15 protein-coding genes are annotated in these 20172 nt (G+C 60.7%); 4 read left to right on the forward strand and 11 right to left on the reverse strand.

Going from position 1 to position 20172, the window contains the following annotated elements; translation table 11 throughout:
• Positions 1-235: 235 nt before the first annotated feature.
• The 10 genes from HX790_RS18440 to HX790_RS18485 all read right to left on the reverse strand — a co-directional run bounded on the left by HX790_RS18440 (position 236) and on the right by HX790_RS18485 (position 13825).
• Positions 236-1939 (reverse strand): AMP-binding protein, encoded by a 1704-nt coding sequence (locus HX790_RS18440; protein ID WP_176991884.1) that lies wholly within the window; start codon positions 1937-1939, stop codon positions 236-238.
• Between the two features lie 31 nt (positions 1940-1970).
• The gene (locus tag HX790_RS18445; RefSeq protein ID WP_176991885.1) at positions 1971-3269 is read right to left on the reverse strand and encodes an acetyl-CoA C-acetyltransferase; all 1299 of its coding nucleotides are present in this window, start codon (positions 3267-3269) and stop codon (positions 1971-1973) included.
• Positions 3266-4156, reverse strand: a complete 891-nt coding sequence (locus HX790_RS18450) for a MaoC/PaaZ C-terminal domain-containing protein (RefSeq protein ID WP_176991886.1) — start codon at positions 4154-4156, stop codon at positions 3266-3268. The genes HX790_RS18445 and HX790_RS18450 overlap by 4 nt, the downstream gene beginning before the upstream one ends.
• A gap of 3 nt (positions 4157-4159) precedes the next feature.
• A complete protein-coding gene (locus HX790_RS18455; RefSeq protein ID WP_176991887.1) occupies positions 4160-5503 on the reverse strand; it encodes a 3-oxoacyl-ACP reductase in 1344 nt (447 codons plus the stop codon).
• A 117-nt stretch (positions 5504-5620) separates the two neighbouring features.
• The gene (locus tag HX790_RS18460) at positions 5621-8146 is read right to left on the reverse strand and encodes an acyl-CoA dehydrogenase (protein WP_176991888.1); all 2526 of its coding nucleotides are present in this window, start codon (positions 8144-8146) and stop codon (positions 5621-5623) included.
• Positions 8147-8418: 272 nt separating this feature from the next.
• The gene (locus tag HX790_RS18465; RefSeq protein WP_017136808.1) at positions 8419-9864 is read right to left on the reverse strand and encodes an outer membrane protein transport protein; all 1446 of its coding nucleotides are present in this window, start codon (positions 9862-9864) and stop codon (positions 8419-8421) included.
• Positions 9865-9987: 123 nt separating this feature from the next.
• The gene (gene praB, locus HX790_RS18470) at positions 9988-10500 is read right to left on the reverse strand and encodes an alkane oxidation protein activator PraB (RefSeq protein WP_176991889.1); all 513 of its coding nucleotides are present in this window, start codon (positions 10498-10500) and stop codon (positions 9988-9990) included.
• A gap of 134 nt (positions 10501-10634) precedes the next feature.
• Positions 10635-11129, reverse strand: a complete 495-nt coding sequence (gene praA / locus HX790_RS18475; RefSeq protein ID WP_017136810.1) for an alkane oxidation protein activator PraA — start codon at positions 11127-11129, stop codon at positions 10635-10637.
• Positions 11130-11263: 134 nt separating this feature from the next.
• Positions 11264-12544, reverse strand: coding sequence for an alkane 1-monooxygenase (locus tag HX790_RS18480; protein WP_176991890.1), 1281 nt, complete (start codon positions 12542-12544; stop codon positions 11264-11266).
• A gap of 282 nt (positions 12545-12826) precedes the next feature.
• The gene (locus tag HX790_RS18485; RefSeq protein WP_176991891.1) at positions 12827-13825 is read right to left on the reverse strand and encodes an alpha/beta fold hydrolase; all 999 of its coding nucleotides are present in this window, start codon (positions 13823-13825) and stop codon (positions 12827-12829) included.
• Positions 13826-14100: 275 nt separating this feature from the next.
• Between HX790_RS18485 and HX790_RS18490 the strand changes: the two genes are divergently transcribed.
• Genes HX790_RS18490 through HX790_RS18500 form a run of 3 tightly spaced genes read left to right on the forward strand, consistent with a single transcriptional unit; the run spans position 14101 to position 17387 of the window.
• On the forward strand, positions 14101-15636 hold the full coding sequence (locus HX790_RS18490; protein ID WP_176991892.1) for an NAD(P)/FAD-dependent oxidoreductase: 1536 nt from the start codon (positions 14101-14103) through the stop codon (positions 15634-15636).
• Positions 15633-16523 (forward strand): SDR family oxidoreductase, encoded by an 891-nt coding sequence (locus HX790_RS18495; protein WP_176991893.1) that lies wholly within the window; start codon positions 15633-15635, stop codon positions 16521-16523. The genes HX790_RS18490 and HX790_RS18495 overlap by 4 nt, the downstream gene beginning before the upstream one ends.
• Positions 16524-16538: 15 nt before the next feature.
• Entirely contained in the window at positions 16539-17387 is an 849-nt protein-coding gene (locus HX790_RS18500) for a metal-dependent hydrolase (protein WP_099547831.1), read from the forward strand.
• Here HX790_RS18500 and HX790_RS18505 read toward each other — a convergent pair.
• Complete coding sequence (locus tag HX790_RS18505; RefSeq protein ID WP_176991894.1) at positions 17384-19456, reverse strand: EAL domain-containing protein; 2073 nt, start codon at positions 19454-19456, stop codon at positions 17384-17386. The genes HX790_RS18500 and HX790_RS18505 overlap by 4 nt on opposite strands.
• A gap of 296 nt (positions 19457-19752) precedes the next feature.
• Here HX790_RS18505 and HX790_RS18510 point away from each other — a divergent pair, with 296 nt between their 5' ends.
• Complete coding sequence (locus tag HX790_RS18510; RefSeq protein WP_169987799.1) at positions 19753-20082, forward strand: DUF6388 family protein; 330 nt, start codon at positions 19753-19755, stop codon at positions 20080-20082.
• Positions 20083-20172: the final 90 nt, after the last annotated feature.

A 20172-nucleotide genomic window follows, 5' to 3' on the forward strand; every position in this document is an offset into this window, starting at 1 on the left:
CCATCGCGGCGGCCCCACGGATTCAAGCCGGAGTGAGGGCACACCGAGCATTAGCGAGGTGCCGAGTGGTGGGGCGAAGACCTTTTGGTTACTTTTGGGGCGTTTGCCAAAAGTGACCCGCTGTAAGAGCGGAACCATAAGCCGCCGTTACCCGAATAACGGATATGTACACCGACAAACCGCCATCGCAGGCAAGCCAGCTCCCACACTTAAAGCCCCTAACCCTCAAATCAAATCAACGCAACGCCCGCCGCAGTACCTTACCCACTGTAGTCTTGGGCAACTCAACACTGCGAAACTCCACATACTTGGGCACCTTGTACCCCGTAAGATACTCCCGGCAATGGGCCAGAATCTGCTCCTGGGTCAAGCTCGGGTCCTTGCGCACCACGATGATCTTGACCTTCTCCCCCGTCACCGGATCCTCCACACCAATCGCCGCCACCTCCCCCACACCGGGATGCAACGCCACCACGTCTTCAATCTCATTGGGATACACGTTAAACCCCGAAACCAGGATCATGTCTTTCTTGCGATCCACCAGACGAATATACCCACGCTCATCCATCACCCCAATGTCCCCGGTGGACAACCAGCCCTCGGTATCCAACACTTCAGCCGTTTCCTTGGGCCGCTTCCAGTACCCCTGCATCACCTGCGGGCCACGCACTTGCAGTTCACCTTGTTCACCAATGTCCGCCAGCTCGCCGTCCTCACGCATAAACCGCACCCAGGTCGACGGCAACGGCACACCGATGCTGCCGGTGAATTCCATCTCACGCATGCGAGCAATGTTGATCGGGCTGATGCTCACCACCGGCGAGCACTCGGTCAGCCCATAACCTTCAATAATCGGCAACCCAGTGACCTCCTTCCAGCGCTTGGCCACCGCCGTGTGCGTGGCCATGCCGCCAGCAATCACCATGCGCAGGTCAGAGAAATCCCGCGCACAGAACTCTTTGTTTTCGAGCAAGCCGTTAAACAAGGTGTTGACCCCGGCAATGCCGTTGAAACGCTCCTTGCGCAAGATCATCTGCACCCGTTTCACATCCCGTGGGTTGGCAATCAGGATGTTGCGCCCGCCCAGGCACATGAACATCAGGCAATTCACCGTCAGCGAAAAGATGTGGTACAGCGGCAACAAGGTCACGTTGGTTTCCTGCTTGTCCTGGTCCAACTGGTCACCAACCCAGGCCTTGGCTTGCAGCAAATTGGCGATGACATTGCGGTGGCTGAGCATCACGCCCTTCGCATCCCCCGTGGTGCCGCCGGTGTATTGCAAAAACGCCAGCTCATCGAGGTGCATCGCCACCGGAAAGTGGTTCAGCGCCCGTCCCTGTTTCAACACGTTGTTGAAGCGCACGGCGCCAGGCAGGTGAAATTTTGGCACCTGTTTTTGCACGCGACGCAGGATGAAGTTCATCGCCGCGCCCTTGAAGGTGCCGAGCAGATCGCCAATGGCCGCCACCACCACGCGTTTGACACGGCTGCCCTGCGCGACTTTTTCAAAGGTGTGGGCGAAGTTTTCAAAGATCACCAGGGTTTCGGCTTCGCTGTCCTTGAGCAAATGCTTGAGTTCATGGGGGGTGTACAACGGGTTGACGTTGACCACCACCGCACCGGCCAGGATCGTGCCCAGCAGGCAGATCGGGTACTGCAGGCAGTTGGGCATCATCAGCGCCACCCGGTCGCCCTTTTTCACGCCTTGGCCCTGTAGCCACGCGGCAAATGCCTGGCCTTGCACCTGCCAGTCGGCATAGGTCATTTCGGTGCCGATGCTGACGTAGGCGACCCGCTCGCGGAATTTTTCCAGGTGCTCCAGGAACACCTCGCACAGCGACGGGTAGGCCTCGATACCGGCCTCGATGTCCGCCGGCACGCCCGGCAAGTAGGCGTTCAACCAGACCCGTTCGGTGTGTTCCTGGCTTACAGCGTTCATGGCAGTCTCCTTATTGTTGTTTTTGATCAGGCTATTTTTCGACGATGGCGGTGATGCCCAGCCCGCCGGCTGCACAAATCGAAATCAGGCCGCGCCCGCCACCGTTTTCATGGATGGTTTTGGCCAGCGCCGCCAGTTGCCGGCCACCGGTGGCGGCAAACGGATGGCCACAGCCCAGGGAGCCGCCATTGACGTTCATCTTGCTGCGGTCGATGGCGCCCAGTGGCGCGTCCAAGCCTAGACGCTCGCGGCAATACTCGGGGTCTTCCCACGCCTTGAGCGTGCACAGCACCTGGGCGGCAAAGGCTTCGTGAATTTCAAAAAAGTCAAAGTCGGCAAACCCCAGGCCCTCACGCTTGAGCATGCGTGGCACGGCATATGCCGGGGCCATCAACAAACCTTCGGTGCCGTCGACAAAGTTCACCGCAGCGGTTTCGCCGGTACGCAAGTAAGCAAGCACCGGCAAACCCTGTTCGGCAGCCCAGGCTTCGCTGGCCAGCAAGACCACTGAGGCGCCATCGGTCAGCGGCGTGGAGTTACCCGCCGTCAGCGTGCCGTTCTGGCGATCATAGGCGGGCGAAAGGCCGGCGAGTTTCTCCAGGCTGGCATCGGCACGCAGGTTGTTGTCACGCGCCAGCCCGCGATAGGGGCAGATCAGGTCATCGAAAAAACCGCGTTTATAGGCCGCATCCAGGCGCTGGTGGCTGGTGAGGGTCAGCTCATCCTGGGCCAGCCGTTTGATCTGCCAGCGCCTGGCCATTTCTTCGCAGTGTTCACCCATGGACAAACCGGTACGCGGCTCGCCATTGCGCGGCAGCAGCGGTTTGAAAAACATCGACGGGCGCACCTTCAGCAGGGTCTTCAACTTGGCGCCCATGCCCTTGGCGCGATTGGCCGCCAGCAAGGTGTGGCGCAGCGATTCGTTGATGCCGATGGGCGCATCGGAGGTGGTGTCGGCGCCACCGGCGATGCCCACTTCGATCTGGCCGAGCGCGATCTTGTTGGCGACCAGCAAGGCCGCTTCCAGGCCAGTGCCGCAGGCTTGTTGTACATCGTAAGCGGGCGTTTCGGGCGACAACGTGGTGCACAGCAACGCCTCACGCGCCAGGTTGAAATCCCGCGAATGCTTGATCACCGCGCCCGCAGCAAACTCACCCAGGCGCTGGCCGTGCAGGTGATAGCGCTCCACCAGGCCTTGCAGGGCCGCCACCAGCAGGTCCTGATTGCTGTCGTGGGCATACACGGTGTTGGAACGGGCAAACGGGATACGGTTGCCGCCGATAATCGCCACGCGGCGGGTCGGGGCCGGGTTGAAACTGTAGTCACTCATTGATGGCTCTCGTTCCAGATAAATAGCCCGCGCATATGCGGTTTATCACCGGCAACATTGCGCACTTCAAACTCACGGCGCGGCCCGGTCACCGGGCGGCTCCATTGCGCGACCTGGCCGGGCAGGAAGATCGGCAGCTTGAAGTCGCAATGCGCTTGCGCCTGATCCAGCCCGCCCGGCGGTTGTTGCGCCGCCAGTGCGCGGCCCAGGGTCCACATGCCATGGGCGATGGCGCGGCGAAAGCCGAAGATCCTGGCGCCAATCACCGAGGTGTGAATCGGGTTGAAATCCCCCGAGACCTTGGCAAACCGGCGCCCCAGGTCGGCCGGCAGCATCCAGCGCTGGGTGCGCAACAGGCCGTCTTCCTGCAAGGGCAGCGCGTCGTCCCAGGGTTCGCCGAGCGGGTCTTTGACGTCGCGGCGCAGGTACAGGCTGTCGCTTTCCCACACCAACGTATCCGCCGCAAAGGCGCGGGTGGCGATGCTCAGCGCCTGGCCCTTGGGGTGCGCCACCCAGCGCTCGCAGTACACTTCCAGGCGCAGCGCCTGGCCTTCGCGCAAACGCTGGTGCTGTCGAATGCGATTGGCCAGGTGCACCATGCCACTGGCCGGGTACGGAAAGCTCGGCCGGGTCAGCAGCATCAAATGCAGTGGGAACGCCAGCACATGCGGATAGGACAGCGGCACGCCCTGCTCACGGCGAAAACCGCAGGCGCGGCCATAGGCGGCGATGCCAGTTGCGCTCAGCTCCACCGCCGAGCGCACCAGGCGCGCGGTGGGCAGCGGCGGCGGCCCGTCAAGCTTGGGTTTGCGCAGTGCGCGCACGCCGTCCAGCAACAGCTGGGTGCGCGACGGTGGCGGGTCGATGATCTGCGTCACATAGTCCATGGTTCAGGCTCCCAGCAGGCTTTGGCCGCACACCCGTACCACCTGGCCATTGACCCCGCCGGACGCCGGGTGCGCCAGCCAGGCGATGGTCTCGGCCACATCGATCGGCTGCCCGCCCTGGGACAGTGAGTTCATGCGCCGCCCGGCCTCACGGATCATCAGCGGGATATTCGCGGTCATCTGGGTTTCGATAAACCCCGGCGCCACCGCATTCACCGTGACTTGCAGCGCGGCCGCCTGGGGTGCCAGGCCCTCCACCAGGCCAATCACGCCCGCCTTGGAGGTGGCGTAGTTGCTTTGCCCGAGGTTGCCAGCGATACCGGAAATCGACGACACGCACACAATCCGCCCGCCAGGGTTCAAGCCTCGCCCCTCCAACAGTGCGCTGCTGAGCTGCAACGGCGCTTCGAGGTTGACCGCCAGCACACTGCGCCAGGCGGCTTCGGTCATCTTGGCGATGGTTTTGTCGCGGGTGATCCCGGCGTTGTGCACCACCACGTCGAATGCGCCGTATTGGCTGACATGCGCCTGCAACAGCGCGGCCGCATCGGCTGCGGTGATGTCCAGCGGCAAGGCCGAGCCGTTCACACTGTCGGCGGCTGGAAGCAGCGCTGCCTGGGCCTGGGGCACGTCCACGCACACCACATGAGCACCGTCGCGGGCCAGCACCTGGGCAATTGCCAGGCCAATGCCACGTGAGGCGCCGGTGACCAGGGCACGGCGACCGGCGAAGGGTTTGTCCCAGTTCACCGTGCCCTGGGCGTCCACGGGTTTGTCCAGGCGCACCACCTGGCCCGACACATAGGCCGAGCGGCGCGATAAAAAGAACCGCAGGCTGCTGTCCAGTGCGTCTTCGGCGCCCGGCGCCACGTAGATCAACTGCACCGTAATTGCACGGCGCAATTCCTTGGCCAGCGAGCGCACCAGCCCTTCAAGGGCACGCTGGGCGATGGCCTGGGGCAAGTCCTGGCAATGTTCCGGCGCCGTGCCGAGCACTACCACGCGGCCGTGCTGGCCGAGGCGCTTGGCATTGGCGTGGAAGAACAGGTAGAGCTCGTCGAGTTGTTGCAGGTCGAGCACGGCCGTGGCGTCGAACACCGCGCCCTGCACCTTGACCGTGGACGGTGCCTTGAGGGTTGCCGGCGTGGCGGCGACGGTATCGGTGTCTTTGAAGAGCTGTTGCACCTGCGCACCGAGGCGCCCTGCCCCGGCGACAATCACCGGGTTGGCAAGGCCTTGCTGGTCGCTGCGGTGGCGTTGCAAGGGCAAGGGTTGCGGCAGGCCGATTGCCTGGGCCAGCCGCCGGCCCCAAGGGGAATTGACGAAGGATAAGTAGCTGTCACTCATAAAACATTCTTTCCCTGTAAACCCGATCAACTGTGGGAGCTGGCTTGCCTGCGATAGCGATCTGTCTGATACACCGCTATCGCAGGCAAGCCAGCTCCCACATGGACCGCGTGCTTTCTAGTTGACCGAGGCGTTTTCGCTTTGGCTGTTGCGGCGTTTGGCCTTGGGCTCCAACGCCTGTTGACGCTGCTGCAAAGCCTCCAGCAAGCCAAAATCCTGCGGGAAGTCGTCAACCTGAATACCGTGGTCGGCATATTCCACGTAACGCCCGAGCAAGCTGTCTTCCTCATCACTGATCAGGTCCAGCGCCCGCGCCTTGACGCGCCAGGCGGTAAAGGCGGTGGCGGAAATCGGCATCGGTTCGATCAGGCCCTGCTTGATCGCGGGCTTGAGCCGCGCCTCGATCAGCTCCACCTGCGGCAACAGCCGGAAGCCCAATTCGCCATAGGCCAGCTTGTCGATTTCCGGGCGCGGGATGTAGGAATTGGCCAGCAAGCGGTCGCGGGTTTCGCCGGGGGTTTGCACCACATCGGCCACCTGGGCCAGCAGGCGGTCCGAGGGTTTGTGCTGGGGAATACCGAACGGGAAACTCAAGGCACGCACCACGGCTGCCGCCGGTTTCGACGGGTAGTTGTCGAGCACTTCGGCCAGGGCTTCATGGGCACGCAGCAACGCGTCTTGGGCCGACCAGTGCACCAGCGGCAAGTCGGCCTGGGGCCGCCCGTCGTCCTCAAAACGCTTGAGCACGCAGGACAAGATGTACAGCTGCGACAGAATATCGCCCAAGCGCCCGGTGATACTTTCCTTGCGCTTGAGCGCACCGCCGAGCACGCCCATGGACACATCCGAGATCAATGCCAGCACCACCGACAGCCGATTGGCCTGGCGGTAGTAGGACGCCAGCGCCGGGTCGGTCTTGGCCGGTGCGGCAAGCAGCCGCCCGCCTGTCAGCGAATGCACCGCAGCGCGCACGGTATTGGCCAACACGAAACTCAGGTGACCGAACATCGCGCTGTCGAAAGCTTCCAGGGCTTTGCGTCGATCCGGGTTGTGCGCCGCTTCCATCTCGCGGAACACATACGGATGGCAACGAATCAGCCCCTGGCCAAAGATGATCAGGCAGCGGGTCATGATGTTCGCGCCTTCCACGGTGATCGCAATCGGGCTTTGCTGGTAAGCGCGAGCCAGGAAATTGTTTGGCCCCATGCAGATGCCTTTGCCGGCCACGATGTCCATGCCGTCGTTGACGATCATCCGCGCGCGCTCGGTGACGTGGTACTTGGCAATCGCCGAGATCACCGAGGGCTTTTCACCGGCATCCAAAGACGCCACCGAGACCTTGCGCACCGCATCGCAGGCATACAAATGCCCGGCCATGCGCGCCAAGGGCGCCTGTACGCCTTCGAACTTGCCGATGGGCAGGCCGAACTGCTTGCGCATCGCCGCATAAGCCGTGGTGCCGCGTACCGCGACCTTGCCCAGGCCGACGTTGGCCGACGGCAGCGAAATGGCGCGCCCGGCCGCCAGACATTCCATCAGCATGCGCCAGCCATTGCCGACCTGTTCGCGGCCGCCGATCACCCATTCCAGCGGAATGAACACATCCTTGCCGGTGGTCGGCCCGTTCTGGAACACCGCGTTCAGCGGCCAATGCCGACGACCGCTGTTCACGCCCGGGTGGGAGGTGGGGATCAACGCACAGGTAATGCCCAGCGAACCAGCCTTGCCGAGCAAGCCATCCGGGTCTTCGGCACGAAACGCCAGGCCCAGCACCGTGGCAATCGGGCCGAGGGTGATGTAGCGCTTGTCCCAGGTCACTTTGAAACCCAGCACTTCCTCGCCCTCATGCACGCCTTTGCAGACGATGCCCAGGTCTGGAATCGCCCCGGCATCGGAACCGGCATACGGGCTGGTGAGGGCAAAGCACGGGATGTCTTCGCCGCGTGCCAGGCGCGGCAAATAGTAATTGCGCTGGGCATCGGTGCCGTAATGCAGCAGCAGTTCAGCCGGGCCGAGGGAGTTGGGTACCATCACCGAAATCGCCGCGGCCGAGCAACGCGTCGACAGCTTCATCACCACCTGCGAATGCGCAAAGTGGGAGAAGCCTTTGCCGCCGTACTGCTTGGGAATGATCATGCCCAGGAACCCGGCGTCCTTGGTGTACTGCCAGCCTTCGGGGGACATGTCCTGCCAGACTTGGGTGGTTTCCCAGTCGTTGGCGATGTCGCAGAGGGTTTCCACTTCGTTATCGAGAAACGCCTGCTCTTCGGCGCTCAGGCTGGCAGGCGCGGCTTGCAGCAAGCGCTGCCAGTTGGGCTTGCCGCTGAACAGCTCGGCGTCCCACCACACGGTGCCGGACTCGATGGCCGCGCGCTCGGTGTCAGACATCGCCGGCATGATCGTGCGAAACAGGCCCAGGGCCTTGCTGGTCAGCAGCGTGCGGCGCAGCGGCTTGATCGTCATCAGCACGGCGGGCAGTACCACCAGAATGGCCGCGACGCTGGCGCCAAAGCCTGCGACCACATTGAACAGATAACCAAGCGCCAGCCAGACCAGGCCGACGCCCAGCCACAGGGCAGCAGCGGCTTGTCGATAGGCCAGGGCAATCGCGGCGGCGACACCCAACAATAACCAGATAACCATGGGATACCTCTACTCAATTCAGGGTATGGCATGCGCGTCGCTCGTTCGGGATGAACGAGGGCGTAAAACCACACTACAAACTTGAAGGGACAAATTCAAATTTTGTTTTGAAATTTTTATTTAATGCTTTGACGAAAAAAAATAGGCTGATCGAGTCAGCCAGTTTCTGCATTGGGAAAACATTAAAACCAGGACATTTGCAGCACGGGTGTGAAGCGCCAGAAAGATGCGCTGACTGACCACTTCACACCTGAGCACGCACAGATTGTGGGTTAGAACTTATACGTGGCCGACAGGCTTACCACCTCCCCTTTGCTGTCCACCTTTCCATCCAGGCGCGCAGCCCCAAGGCGATCTTCGTTGACGGTCTTGAGCTTGACCTCCTGTACAAACTGCCGCGAGTAGGCGCCGTCAACACTCAAGCCTGGAACCGCTTTGATGTTGTAGCCAAAACCCAACGAGGCGAAATAACGATCACCGTCAGGAATGCGCGGGTCACGCGTGGAGTCACGGGTAGGCGTCTGATCATAGGCAACACCGGCACGCAGAGTGAAATCGTCAGTGAGCTTATAGTCGCCGCCCAGCGAGTACATCATCACGTCTTTGTACTTGTAAGGAATCGACACAATGGTATTGCCGTCAGACTTCAACGTCAGGGCCTTGAAGGACGACCACTGGGTCCACAAGGCACTGGCGCCCAGGGTGAAGCGGTCATTGAACACGTGTACCCAGTCGATGGCAGCAGTCGCCGGGATGTCCAGTTGCGTGCTGGCGTTGGCACCGTCCGGGAACAGTTTCAAGCCTGGGTAAGCGCGCTCAACCAGCGTCAAGCCGTCGCCGCCTACGTCAGTCATCAGTAACCGACTTCCTGGGTCGGCATTGAATTTGTACTTGCCCTCCAGCTTGTTCTTGATTTTGGCGTGGTAGTTGAAGCCAACGGTATCCTGGTCGGTGGGTTTCCACGCCATGCCGCCAAACCAGCCCACAGACGTATTATCGACCTTGACCCGAATCAGCGATTGGCCCACCCCGGATGGAAAGGGAATACCAAAGCCGCCCAGCCCCGGTGAAACTGCCGCTGCTGCGTACAAGTCGACGTTCTGGCTGACAAACCCACTCGTATGCTGAACGATGGCGCCGCCACCGATAGAGAACTGGTCGTTAACTTTGAAGGACAGCGAACCGGTCAGTCCCACGGTTTCGATTTTGGTGTCTACGGCAAAATCGCGGCCTTTCCAATCCGGGTCCCAGGTCGACTTCATCCCCTGGGGCACCACCTGGCTTAGACCAACACTGAAACGATCGTTAATGGGTATCACCAGGAACCCGGTCGGCAGCCAAGCGGTGAACCCGCCTTCGCCACCATCACCCGTACGCGGCGTAGAGGTAACGCCACCAAACTCGTCCAATACCCCTACAGAAGCTGGGTCGCCTTTGTAATCAGTGGCATTGCCTTTGAACTTGATATTGACGCGCGCATAAATGACGTTTTGCTGCGCGATAGTTTGATCGATAAACGCCATGGCAGCCGGGTTGTTGTACGCCGAGGACGGGTCGTCCTTGAACAACGAACCACCACCGAACGCACGACCCCAACCTTGGGCACCAAATGTAGGAGTCGAGAAGCCACCGGCCTGCACCGAACCGCCCGCGACCATGAGACCGCCCAACAATGCCAGGCCGATAAACGTCTGGGCCGGTTGTTTCTTATTATTCATGCTCCACTCCTTATTATTTTTATCCACCACGGCCGGGCCTACCGTCCCTGGTTTTCCTCAACAGGTGCCCCGAGAGGGGCACCTGCATTTCAACGTGTGATCATCACGTCCAACGCGTTGCTATCAAGGATTTACAGTGAGTGCTGGGCTTGGAGCGGCGTTCAGAGCAGTGATTTTGCAGCTGCCGACCGTTTGAGCAGATGGAACGGTGATGGCGTGGGTGTTGTTGTTGTAGAGCACATTGATAGTGACCGGGCCACTGGCGCAGTTGCTGACAATCTTGAAGTTGACGCCGGACACGGTACCCGCATACACACCTGCACCGGTGCTCGTGGAGGTTGGCGTCAAGGTCCAAGGCAGACCCAGCAGCACCGGCACGCCACAGAGTGGGTTGGCACCACTGACAGTCGCGCCCGTAATAGCAGCGGCGGAACCGTCGGCGGCCACACTACCGGTGAACACGATATTGCAGGAAACAGGCGCACCGAACGACGCTGGCGACGACACCTCAATGGTCCCGGCAGGCGTGGAAAAGCCCGTGCCTGCAGGAGAAATAGTGGCTGCACTCGCCATGGAAGCAGCACCCATGCAAACAGCCAGAGCAGTCAACGACACGAGAGTTTTCAAGCTTTTCATTGTTTTTCCTCACATGTTATGGCGAGTCAGTTCGCCAGGGGTAATGGCCATGATCGAGAGGTCACGGTGAAACTGCAGAACTTCCCTTTCCAGCCAAATTTCAATACCTATACCGCTACAGTTTTAGAATTCGTTTATTCGACCACTTTGAAGTTCGGCGGCATCTTGATCGACACCGTCTTGATCTTGCAGTCTTCGCCGATTGGCACATTCGTCGCTTCCAACTTGCCGGTGGCGTTATCCCAAGTACCGTCGGCGGTCGACGGGCCGCACTTGCCGCCTAAACCGAAGGCATGCACATCCACGCTGATGTTCGACATCGAGCCGCTTTTAGTGTCTTTGGCAATCAATACCCACGGCAAGTTGATGGCCTCGACGCGGCTGCATTTCAGGCCGCCGTCGAATTCAACTTTATCGACATTCACCGACGCCCCATTGGCCGCGACCTTGCCGGCCACTTTGATGGTGCAGTCGGCGCTGATCAGCGCGCCCTTGGAAAAACTGATCGGGCCTTGGGCCGTAAAGGCGCTGCCGGCCGGCTCGATACGCGCAGCCTGGGCTTGTTGGTAAACCATCAGGCCCAGTGCGGCCAGGATGACATGGGCGGTAAAGGTGGCAGGGCTTTGCATGGTGTACGTCCTTCCCTTGAAATTATTGTTGTAGGGTCAAACCACTGACTTGCACTAAAACCGATAAATCCTGGGCGATGAAGGCCTGCGCGGTACACAGACCCCGAGTTCAATCACACAGGCGTTAGTTCAGATTAAAACGGCGTCGCGCTGTTGCTGTACTTCTCCAGATACTTCAACCGCTGTGACGGTTGAAGATTGGTCAGGGTGATATCCCCGGCATAGTGGTTCAAGACACGGTGGTCCATGCGACGTCGCCACAAGTACGGCACATAGGCCCAGACAATCATGCTGGCGTAACCGTAAGGCAGTTGCGGCGATTCATCAAAGTGGCGCAGCGACTGGTAACTGCGGGTCGGGTTGGCATGGTGATCGGAGTGCCGCTGAAGTTGGAACAAAAAGATATTGGTGACAATCCGATTGCTGTTCCACGAATGCCGAGGTGAACAACGCTCATAACGGCCGTTGGGCAACTTCTGACGTTTGAGCCCGTAGTGCTCGACATAATTGACCACTTCCAGCAGCGAGAACCCGTAGATACCCTGGATGATCAGGAACGGAATCACTGCCGCGCCCAGCCAGGCAATCATCGCGCCCCACAACACCAGGCTGTACATCCAGGCGCTGAGCACCGCGTTCTTCCAGTGCAAGGCCGGCAGGCCGAGTTTGCGCAGGCGTTCGCGCTCCAGGTTCCAGGCTGACACGGCGCTGAACCACACCGAGCGCGGCAGGAACGCCCAGAAACTCTCACCGAGGCGCGAGCTGGCCGGGTCTTCCGGGGTGGCGACGCGTACATGGTGGCCACGGTTGTGTTCGGTGTAGAAGTGCCCGTAGAAGGTCGGCGCCAGGGTGACTTTGGCCAGGAACACTTCCAGCGGCTTGGGTTTGTGCCCCAACTCGTGGGCGGTGTTGATGGCAATGCCGGTGGCGGCACCGGTGGACATCGCCATGCCCAGGTAAGTGAACCAGCTGACCGCACCGTGCAACTCAGTACGCGCGGTAATGAAGGCGGCGGTTTTGGCCAGCCCGCTCGACGGGTCCAGGTGGGCGGTGGCGTTCAGCAGACCGCCGCTGATGATCCAGTCGATGCCGCCGGCGGCGAGCCAGCCGGTGATCACCACCGACGAGATGACGAACAGCACACCGGTGTAGACGATCCAGCGGTAGTAGCTTTGGGATTCGAGGTGGTTGACGGCGGATTCGGGTGGGTTGCTGACGTCTTCACCGAGCAGGCCGTCGATTAGCGGGATAAGGCCGAAGATCACCAGCACACCGACCCACCACAGTTGCTGTACGCCGGTGGTAATTGCCAGGGCGCCGGACAGCAAGGGGGTTGCCAGTGGCATGATGCCGAGCCACCAGAGGTGACGCTTGCCGTCGGTCCAGACGGTTGGGCTTGCCATAGTCTGATTCATGGCAGCCTCCGAACGAGGCAGGTTGGGTATGCGATAAAAGGCGTTTTTTTCATTATTTTATTCGCTCTTAGGCATTTCAAAAACTGTTTCAAATTACACATTGAAATAATTTTTTAAAATTAATAGCGCGGAATCGTTAGGTCGTCAACTAGTTTCTCGAAGGCTTTTTAACGTGACCGGGCAGTCTCTTTTTCAGCCGTTTGGTCAGGTGTCTAAAGCAGGCATCGACGCCGTTGAACCGCGAGTCGGATTGCACAATCATTTACCCAACTACTTACCCAGCTACTTACCCACCAGGGCCAATGGCCCTTGCGCAAGCGGGTCGTTTTGCGGCGGTTTGACGCGCTTGGCAATCTGCTCCACCACCGCCACCACACGCTCTGTGGCGGTGATCGGCAGCATATGGCCCCTGCCCTCCACCACTTGCAGCTTCAGCCCCGGCACCTTGCTGGCCAGGGCCTGGCCGTGCTTCTGGAAGTCCAGCACCTTGTCGCGCGCGCCATAGATCAGGCCGATGGGCAAGGTCAGTTGCGGGTAGCGCTTGACCATGTCCGGCAGGTGATCGTTGACTGTGTTGATCTCGGTGGAGGCGGCGTAGAAGTTGTCCGGGCGCATCCCCAGCAGCCCGCCGCCACGGGTGGCGAAGTCCGGTGGCGCGGTATCGGGGGCGAACACGCCCTTGACCACCGAACCTTTGGTCAAAAGCCCCACGGGCAGGGTCAGGGTGTGCGACACCCAACGACGCAACCAGGCCGGGCGTACGGCCAGTGACAGGAACACCAGCGGCAACAGGAGCTGCGGGTGGGTCAGCGGCGCAACCAGGACCAGGCCGGATACCGCATGCGGATGATCAAGCGCCAAGGCCAGGGCAATCGCACCGCCAAGGGAGTGCCCCAGCACCAGCGGTTTATCCAGGTCGAGGGTCTTGATAAACGCAGCAATCTGCCGGGCCTGGGCCGGCAGATCTGCCGCCGTGTGTGCGCCCCGGCTGGAATAGCCGGAGCCCGGACGGTCCAGCGTAATCACCCGAAAGCGTTCACGTAATTGCCCGGACAACGCATAGGTGAGGTTGCGACTGCTGCCCATCAGCCCGTGAATCATCACCAGCGGTGGGCCTTTACCTTCTTCGACATAGTGAAAGCGCTCGCCATCGACCTCGACGAAACGCCCGTTGATCGGAACGGTGGTTTCTATACGCCGTGTCATCCAGGCACTCAAGCCCCACAGCAGCGCACTGGCGCCCACCAACACACCCGCAGCAACAACCCATTCAACCGCCATAGCTCGGTCCTCTGCTTCCCTGCTGCTGCTCCCTGACCGGTATTGGTCAAGGCCTCAGCCACCGTCCACACCCTGGACCCGGACTTGCTGCATAGCGTGCGCGTCTGTCGGACAAGGCGCACATTGCGAACAAGGTCCTAGCGTAGGCGATATTTTCAGGTAGATTATTTAAAATCTTTTTTAAAATAATTAATTCATTTTTTCTTTGCAATGGTGTTCTATCTAAAAGACAAAACAAAAACAGGAGCACATCTGATGCCCATGAGGGACAGCCTATGAATGCCCACACTGATTCCATCGACATCGCCATCATCGGTTCAGGTTTTGCCGGCCTGTGCATGGCGATCAAACTCAAGGAAGCCGGGTTTACCGACTTCTTTATCGCCGAGCAGGCCGACACCCTCGGTGGCACCTGGCGTGACAACCACTACCCTGGCTGCGCCTGCGACGTGCAGTCCCATGTGTATTCGTATTCGTTTGCGCCCAACCCCAACTGGACGCGGCAATTTGCGCCACAGGCGGAGATCCGCGCTTACCTTGAGCACTGCGCGCAGCGGTTCGGGCTGGCGCCCTATTTGCGCTTCGGCATGGGCCTGCAACGTGCGGTGTTTGATGAGCAGCAGCAACGCTGGCAACTGAGTTTCAGCGATGGCCGCAAGATTAGCGCGCGGGTGTTGGTGTCGGGCATGGGCGGCCTGTCACGCCCGGCGTTGCCGGATATTCCAGGGCTGGACAGCTTCAAGGGCAAACGCTTTCACTCCCAGCACTGGGATCATGACTATTCGTTGAAAGGCAAGCGCGTGGCGGTGATCGGCACCGGCGCCAGTGCGATCCAGTTCGTGCCGCAGATTGCCCCGCAGGTGGCGCACCTGGACCTGTTCCAGCGCACGCCACCGTGGATCATGCCCAAGCCGGATCGCGAGATTTCAAGGCTCGAACGCTGGGCCTTCAAACACCTGCCGTTTACCCAACGCCTGGTGCGCGGCGCCTTTTACTGGGCGCTGGAAGGCCGCGTGGTGGGCTTTGCCCTGCACCCGCGGCTGATGAAGATGGTGCAGAAGATCGCCCTGCGCCACTTGCGCAAACAGGTGGCGCGCCCTTCCCTGCGCAAAACCCTGACGCCGGACTACACCATCGGCTGCAAGCGCGTGTTGATCTCCAATGACTACTACCCGGCGCTGTCACGCAGCAATGTCGAGGTGGTCACCGACACGGTGCTGCGCATCGAAGCCGATGGCGTGATCACCAGCGACGGCATCAAGCACCCGGCCGACTGCCTGATTTTCGGCACCGGTTTCCAGGCCACCGATCCACTCCCCCGCGACTGCATCATCGGCCGCGACGGTATCGACCTGATGGACGCCTGGCGCGACGGCGCCCACGCCTATAAAGGTACGACGGTGCCGGGTTATCCCAACCTGTTCCTGATTGTCGGGCCTAACACGGGCCTGGGGCATAACTCGATGATTCTGATGATCGAGGCCCAGGTCGCCTACATCCTCGATGCGCTCAAGCACATGCAGCACCAGCGCATTGCCACGGTCGAGGTCAAACCCGCCGTCGAGCAGGCTTACAACCAACAGTTGCAGGACAAGCTCAAGCACACCATCTGGAACACCGGTGGTTGCCAAAGTTGGTACCTGGACCCGCGCACCGGCAAAAACACCACGCTGTGGCCCGGCTCAACCTGGCGTTTCAAGCAGGTCACCCGGCACTTTGCCCTCAAGGACTACCTCGCCAACCCGTTGCCGGCCTCCGCGCCGCGCGCGGTTGTGGCCCCGCAACCCACTGCAGAAGGCAGCCTGTCATGAAGTCATTCAATGGCCGCGTGGCGGCAATCACCGGCGCAGCCTCCGGCATGGGCCGTGCCCTGGCCCTCGCATTGGCGCGCGAAGGTTGCCACCTGGCGCTTTCGGACAAGAACAGCCAAGGCTTGGAACACACCCTCGCGCTGATCAAGTCTTCAACCTTGTCGCCGATCATGATCACCACCCACGTCGTCGATGTGGCCGACCGCCAGGCCGTGCAAGACTGGGCCGCACGCTGCGCGGCCGAGCATGGCCAGGTCAACCTGATCTTCAACAATGCCGGCGTGGCGCTGTCGAGCACCGTCGAGGGTGTGGACTATGCCGACCTTGAGTGGATCGTCGGCATCAACTTCTGGGGCGTGGTGCATGGCACCAAGGCGTTTCTGCCGCACCTCAAAGCCAGCGGCGAAGGGCATGTGGTCAATACTTCCAGCGTGTTCGGCCTGTTTGCCCAGCCGGGCATGAGCGGCTACAACGCGACCAAGTTTGCCGTGCGCGGCTTTACCGAATCCCTGCGCCAGGAGCTCGACCTGCAAGGCTGCGGTGTGTCCGCCACCTGCGTGCACCCCGGCGGCATTCGCACCGATATCTGCCGCAGCAGCCGTATCGACGCGAACATGACCGGCTTTCTGATTCACAGCGAGCAACAGGCCCGCGCCGACTTCGAAAAACTCTTCATCACCGACGCCGACCAGGCCGCCAAGGTGATTTTGCACGCCGTGCGCAAGAACAAGCGCCGCGTGCTGATCGGTCGCGACGCGTACTTTCTCGACCTGCTCGCCCGGTGCCTGCCGGCGGCCTATCAGGCCCTGGTGGTGTTCGCCAGCAAGCGTATGGCGCCCAAACCGCGCACGCCGGTGTTCGAAACCAACGACGAAACCCGACTCTGAACAGGAGCACGCACCATGCTGCCGATCCGTCGCGATATCCGTTTTGCCTTGCCTGCCGAGCGCATCAAGGACTGGCACGAACAAGGCCCGTTCATCACGCACTTTTTCAACGCGTTGTCGCTGCTGTTTCCCCAGGGCGAGCTGTTTTTCATGGACAGCGTGCGCCACTACCGCCAGCGCATCGACGACCCGGCGTTGAAGAAAGAAATCCAGGGGTTTATCGGCCAGGAAGCCATGCACAGCCGCGAACACGTGGCCTACAACGATCACTTGCAAGCGGCCGGTCTGCCGGCGCACACACTGGACAAGCGCCTGAAGTTCTTCCTCGACCTGCAGAAGAAACACCTGCCACCGTCGTTCAACCTGGCGGTGACCATCGCCCTGGAACACTACACAGCGATGCTCGCGGAAATCCTGCTCAGCGACCCGTCGCGTTTTGGCGAGTCACTCAAGGGCTACCAGCAGATGTGGTACTGGCACGCCCTCGAAGAAACCGAGCACAAGGCCGTGGCGTTCGATGTGTGGAACACCGTGATCAAGCCTGGGCCGATGCGCTATCTGTTGCGCACCGGCACCATGTTGACCACCACGCTGCTGTTCTGGCTGGTCGTGTTTGATTTCCATGTGCGCCTGCTGTTGGCCGACCGCAAAGCCGGTGGGCACCTGAAGGGGTTCTGGCGCATGCTCAAGTTTCTATACGGGCCCAAGGGCGTGTTCCCACGCATGCTGCGGCCGTGGTTGCACTATTTCAAACCGGGCTTTCACCCCTGGGACCATGACAACCGTGCACGCCTGGCGGGTATCGACGACCTGGTCGAAGCGATTGAACAAACCCGGCGCGAATACGCGTCCGCCCACGCTTAAGCCTGAGCCGCCGCACGCCTGCGGACAAAGCCCGGTAGCAGGTCGCCGGGCAGCGCCTTGCTGAAATACCAGCCCTGGATAAACAGCTCGGTGCCGGTATTCAAAAAGGCCAACTGCTCGGCGGTCTCCACGCCCTCGACCACCACGCCCAGGTTCAGCGCCTCACAAAAGCGCAACATGCCGGTCAACACCTGGGCGCCTTTGGGGTCGCGCTGGGCCACCACGAAACTGCGGTCGATCTTGATAAAGTCCACCGGAAACTGATGCAGGTAACTCAAGGCCGAAAACCCGGTGCCGAAGTCATCGATATACACCTTGGCGCCGATCGCCTGGAGCCTCTGGATGGTCTGGCGGGTGGCCTGGACATCACCCACCAATGCATCTTCGGTGATTTCCACCGAGATCTGGCCACAGGCCTGGGCGAGGATCTCCACCAGGCGCTCGCCATAGCCTGCGTGAGTGAGCGTGGCGCTGGAAATATTGATGGTCATGGGCAAGGCAAAGCCGATCTTTTGCCACTTCTGATATTGGCGCACGGCCTGGGACGCCACCCACAGATCAACATCCGGCATCAACCGCGCCTGGGCCAGCCATTGCAGGAACTCCCAGGGTGAATGCACCGTGCCCTGGCTGTCCCGCGCGCGCATCAGCGCCTCACAGCCGGTGCACAGGCCGGTGCGGGTCGAGACTTGCGGCTGGAATTCCAGGTAGAACTCGTAATCGCTGATCTGCTGGATACGGCTCAGTTCGACTGCCTGACGGGCGGCCGCCTTGTGGGACGCCAACACCGGGTCCAATTCCAGCAGGCGGCCTTTCTCTTCGAGGCCACGGAAGGTCATGTCCAACGACTTGAGGTACACCGTGCCACCCTCACTGGACTGGCGATGAATCGCGCGCACATACGGCGCATACACCAGCGTGCCCAGCCCCAACAGCACCACTTGCAGCACCACCGCCGCCACGTCGCCGTGAGTGCTGAGGTAGGCATTGAGCAGCACTGGCGCGGTAAATGGCACGCTGGCCACTGCCGGCGATACCCAGCCCAACTGCACCACCGTCAATGCCAGCAGGGTGTTGAACGCCGGCACCAGCAGAAACGGGATAAACAAGCGTGGGTTAAGGATGATCGGCAAGCCGAACAACAGCACTTCGCTGACATTGAACAACGACAGCGGCAGACTGGCCATTGCCAGCAAACGCATGGTTTGGCTTTTGGAAAACAACAGGATCGCCAGCAGCAAACACAACGCCCCGCCCGACCCACCGATAAACGCGAAAGAACCGAGCAGGCCACTGTTGAGCAGGTACTTGACCGGTTCACCCGCCGCCAGCGCGGCGCCATTGAGCACTACGGCCTGGTCCAGTACATCAAACAGCGGCTGCATGGCGTACACACCGTGAATGCCGAAAAACCACAGCAGCGAATTCATCAAGGTCACAAACAATCCGCTGCCATACGGCGTTTGCAATGCATCCAGTACCTGCGGCCCCTGTAGCTGCGCCACATAGGGAATCTGCAACATCAACGACAACACCACCACCAGCAACAGCGCTGTAATCGCGCCGGGCACCACCATGTTGATGGTGCCGCGCAGGTTGTGGCCCACCAAGTCTTCGTTGACCAGCCGCGTCCAGCGGAAACGGTGCAGCCAGGCGATCGTCGGCACATTCAACAGCGGCGAAGCGATGGCGATAAACAATACAAACGTCGCCGATGCTCGCGGGTAGTCGCGCAATACAAAGGTGGCGATCACCACGTGGGCCAGGCACAAAAATGCCACGGGCAATTGTGGCAGCCGGTGCTGGATGGCGAGCATGTAGCCAATCGATGCCGCCACCAGCAGCGGGATCACCGAGCTGATCTGGTTATGCAACCCCGACAGAAAGGCCACCACCTGCGGATCGAAGCCCAGCACCTTGGCGCATTCAGACAAGATCAGGAAACCGGCAGACACCAGCAGGCACGGCAGGATCCACAGCAAGCCTTCACGGATGGCGCGCAATGATTCGGTACTGGCCAAGGCCGCCAGGCGTTGGGTGAGGAAAAGTTTGAACAGCGTTTGCGCCATGCCCCGTCCCTCTGCCCGTATCGCTTTCTGCCCATGCTTGGCAGTGCCCAAAAATCCCATGTAACGCTACACGGCCACCTACCGGTAGCGAAAGGCTTTTGCCGCACTACAATTAATTATTCAGAATTAATTTCAGATTGCGCGGTGTATCGGGGCCGTCAGGTCAGCCCTCAAACCCGTTTTCTCGATGCCCAGGCCAGCGACCCTGCCCGCCTACGTGGCGATTGCCCGCCAGCTGATTGCAAAGCCTTGTGCGTGACCCCATCTATTCACTTCATCCCATCAGGAGTAAGCCCTTGTCAGAACCCGGTGATAACCACCAGCGCGCCCTGGACCGTTTCTTGAATGAACACCCCCAGGTGGCGACGCAACTGGATACCCTCAACCCTCTGGCCGCCCAAGCCAAAGGCGAAACCCTCGCGCAGTATCGCGCCGAGCGCTTGCATGAAGCTTTCGAGGCCGAGGCTGAGCGCCAGAATCTGTTTGCCTGGGAGCTGACGCTCAAGTTGACGGCCGAGTCGGCTGAAACTTTTGAGGCTCAGCGCCTGGAAGTGCATAAAGAAGTCGCCCAGATGGCGGGGTTGGGGTGGGAAGAGTACTGCCGGCTGCATGAATTGGCTGGGTAGGTCATGTGAGAGCTGGCTTGCCTGCGATGGCATCAGCTCGGTGCACCTGACACACCGAGATGGCTGCATCGCAGCGGTGCGACGATTCGA

Origin of the sequence: Pseudomonas sp. IPO3747, from assembly GCF_013385245.1 — a bacterium.
GTDB lineage: Bacteria > Pseudomonadota > Gammaproteobacteria > Pseudomonadales > Pseudomonadaceae > Aquipseudomonas > Aquipseudomonas edaphica.

Excerpts from the sequence above, each read along its gene's own strand:
- HX790_RS18480 (WP_176991890.1), bottom strand. The coding sequence starts at position 12,544 with ATGAATCAGACTATGGCAAGCCCAACCGTCTGGACCGACGGCAAGCGT.
- HX790_RS18495 (WP_176991893.1), top strand. The coding sequence starts at position 15,633 with ATGAAGTCATTCAATGGCCGCGTGGCGGCAATCACCGGCGCAGCCTCC.
- praB (WP_176991889.1), bottom strand. The coding sequence starts at position 10,500 with ATGAAAAGCTTGAAAACTCTCGTGTCGTTGACTGCTCTGGCTGTTTGC.
- HX790_RS18440 (WP_176991884.1), bottom strand. The coding sequence starts at position 1,939 with ATGAACGCTGTAAGCCAGGAACACACCGAACGGGTCTGGTTGAACGCC.
- HX790_RS18460 (WP_176991888.1), bottom strand. The coding sequence starts at position 8,146 with ATGGTTATCTGGTTATTGTTGGGTGTCGCCGCCGCGATTGCCCTGGCC.
- HX790_RS18505 (WP_176991894.1), bottom strand. The coding sequence starts at position 19,456 with ATGGCGCAAACGCTGTTCAAACTTTTCCTCACCCAACGCCTGGCGGCC.
- HX790_RS18465 (WP_017136808.1), bottom strand. The coding sequence starts at position 9,864 with ATGAATAATAAGAAACAACCGGCCCAGACGTTTATCGGCCTGGCATTG.
- HX790_RS18450 (WP_176991886.1), bottom strand. The coding sequence starts at position 4,156 with ATGGACTATGTGACGCAGATCATCGACCCGCCACCGTCGCGCACCCAG.
- HX790_RS18455 (WP_176991887.1), bottom strand. The coding sequence starts at position 5,503 with ATGAGTGACAGCTACTTATCCTTCGTCAATTCCCCTTGGGGCCGGCGG.
- praA (WP_017136810.1), bottom strand. The coding sequence starts at position 11,129 with ATGCAAAGCCCTGCCACCTTTACCGCCCATGTCATCCTGGCCGCACTG.
- HX790_RS18490 (WP_176991892.1), top strand. The coding sequence starts at position 14,101 with ATGAATGCCCACACTGATTCCATCGACATCGCCATCATCGGTTCAGGT.
- HX790_RS18485 (WP_176991891.1), bottom strand. The coding sequence starts at position 13,825 with ATGGCGGTTGAATGGGTTGTTGCTGCGGGTGTGTTGGTGGGCGCCAGT.
- HX790_RS18500 (WP_099547831.1), top strand. The coding sequence starts at position 16,539 with ATGCTGCCGATCCGTCGCGATATCCGTTTTGCCTTGCCTGCCGAGCGC.
- HX790_RS18445 (WP_176991885.1), bottom strand. The coding sequence starts at position 3,269 with ATGAGTGACTACAGTTTCAACCCGGCCCCGACCCGCCGCGTGGCGATT.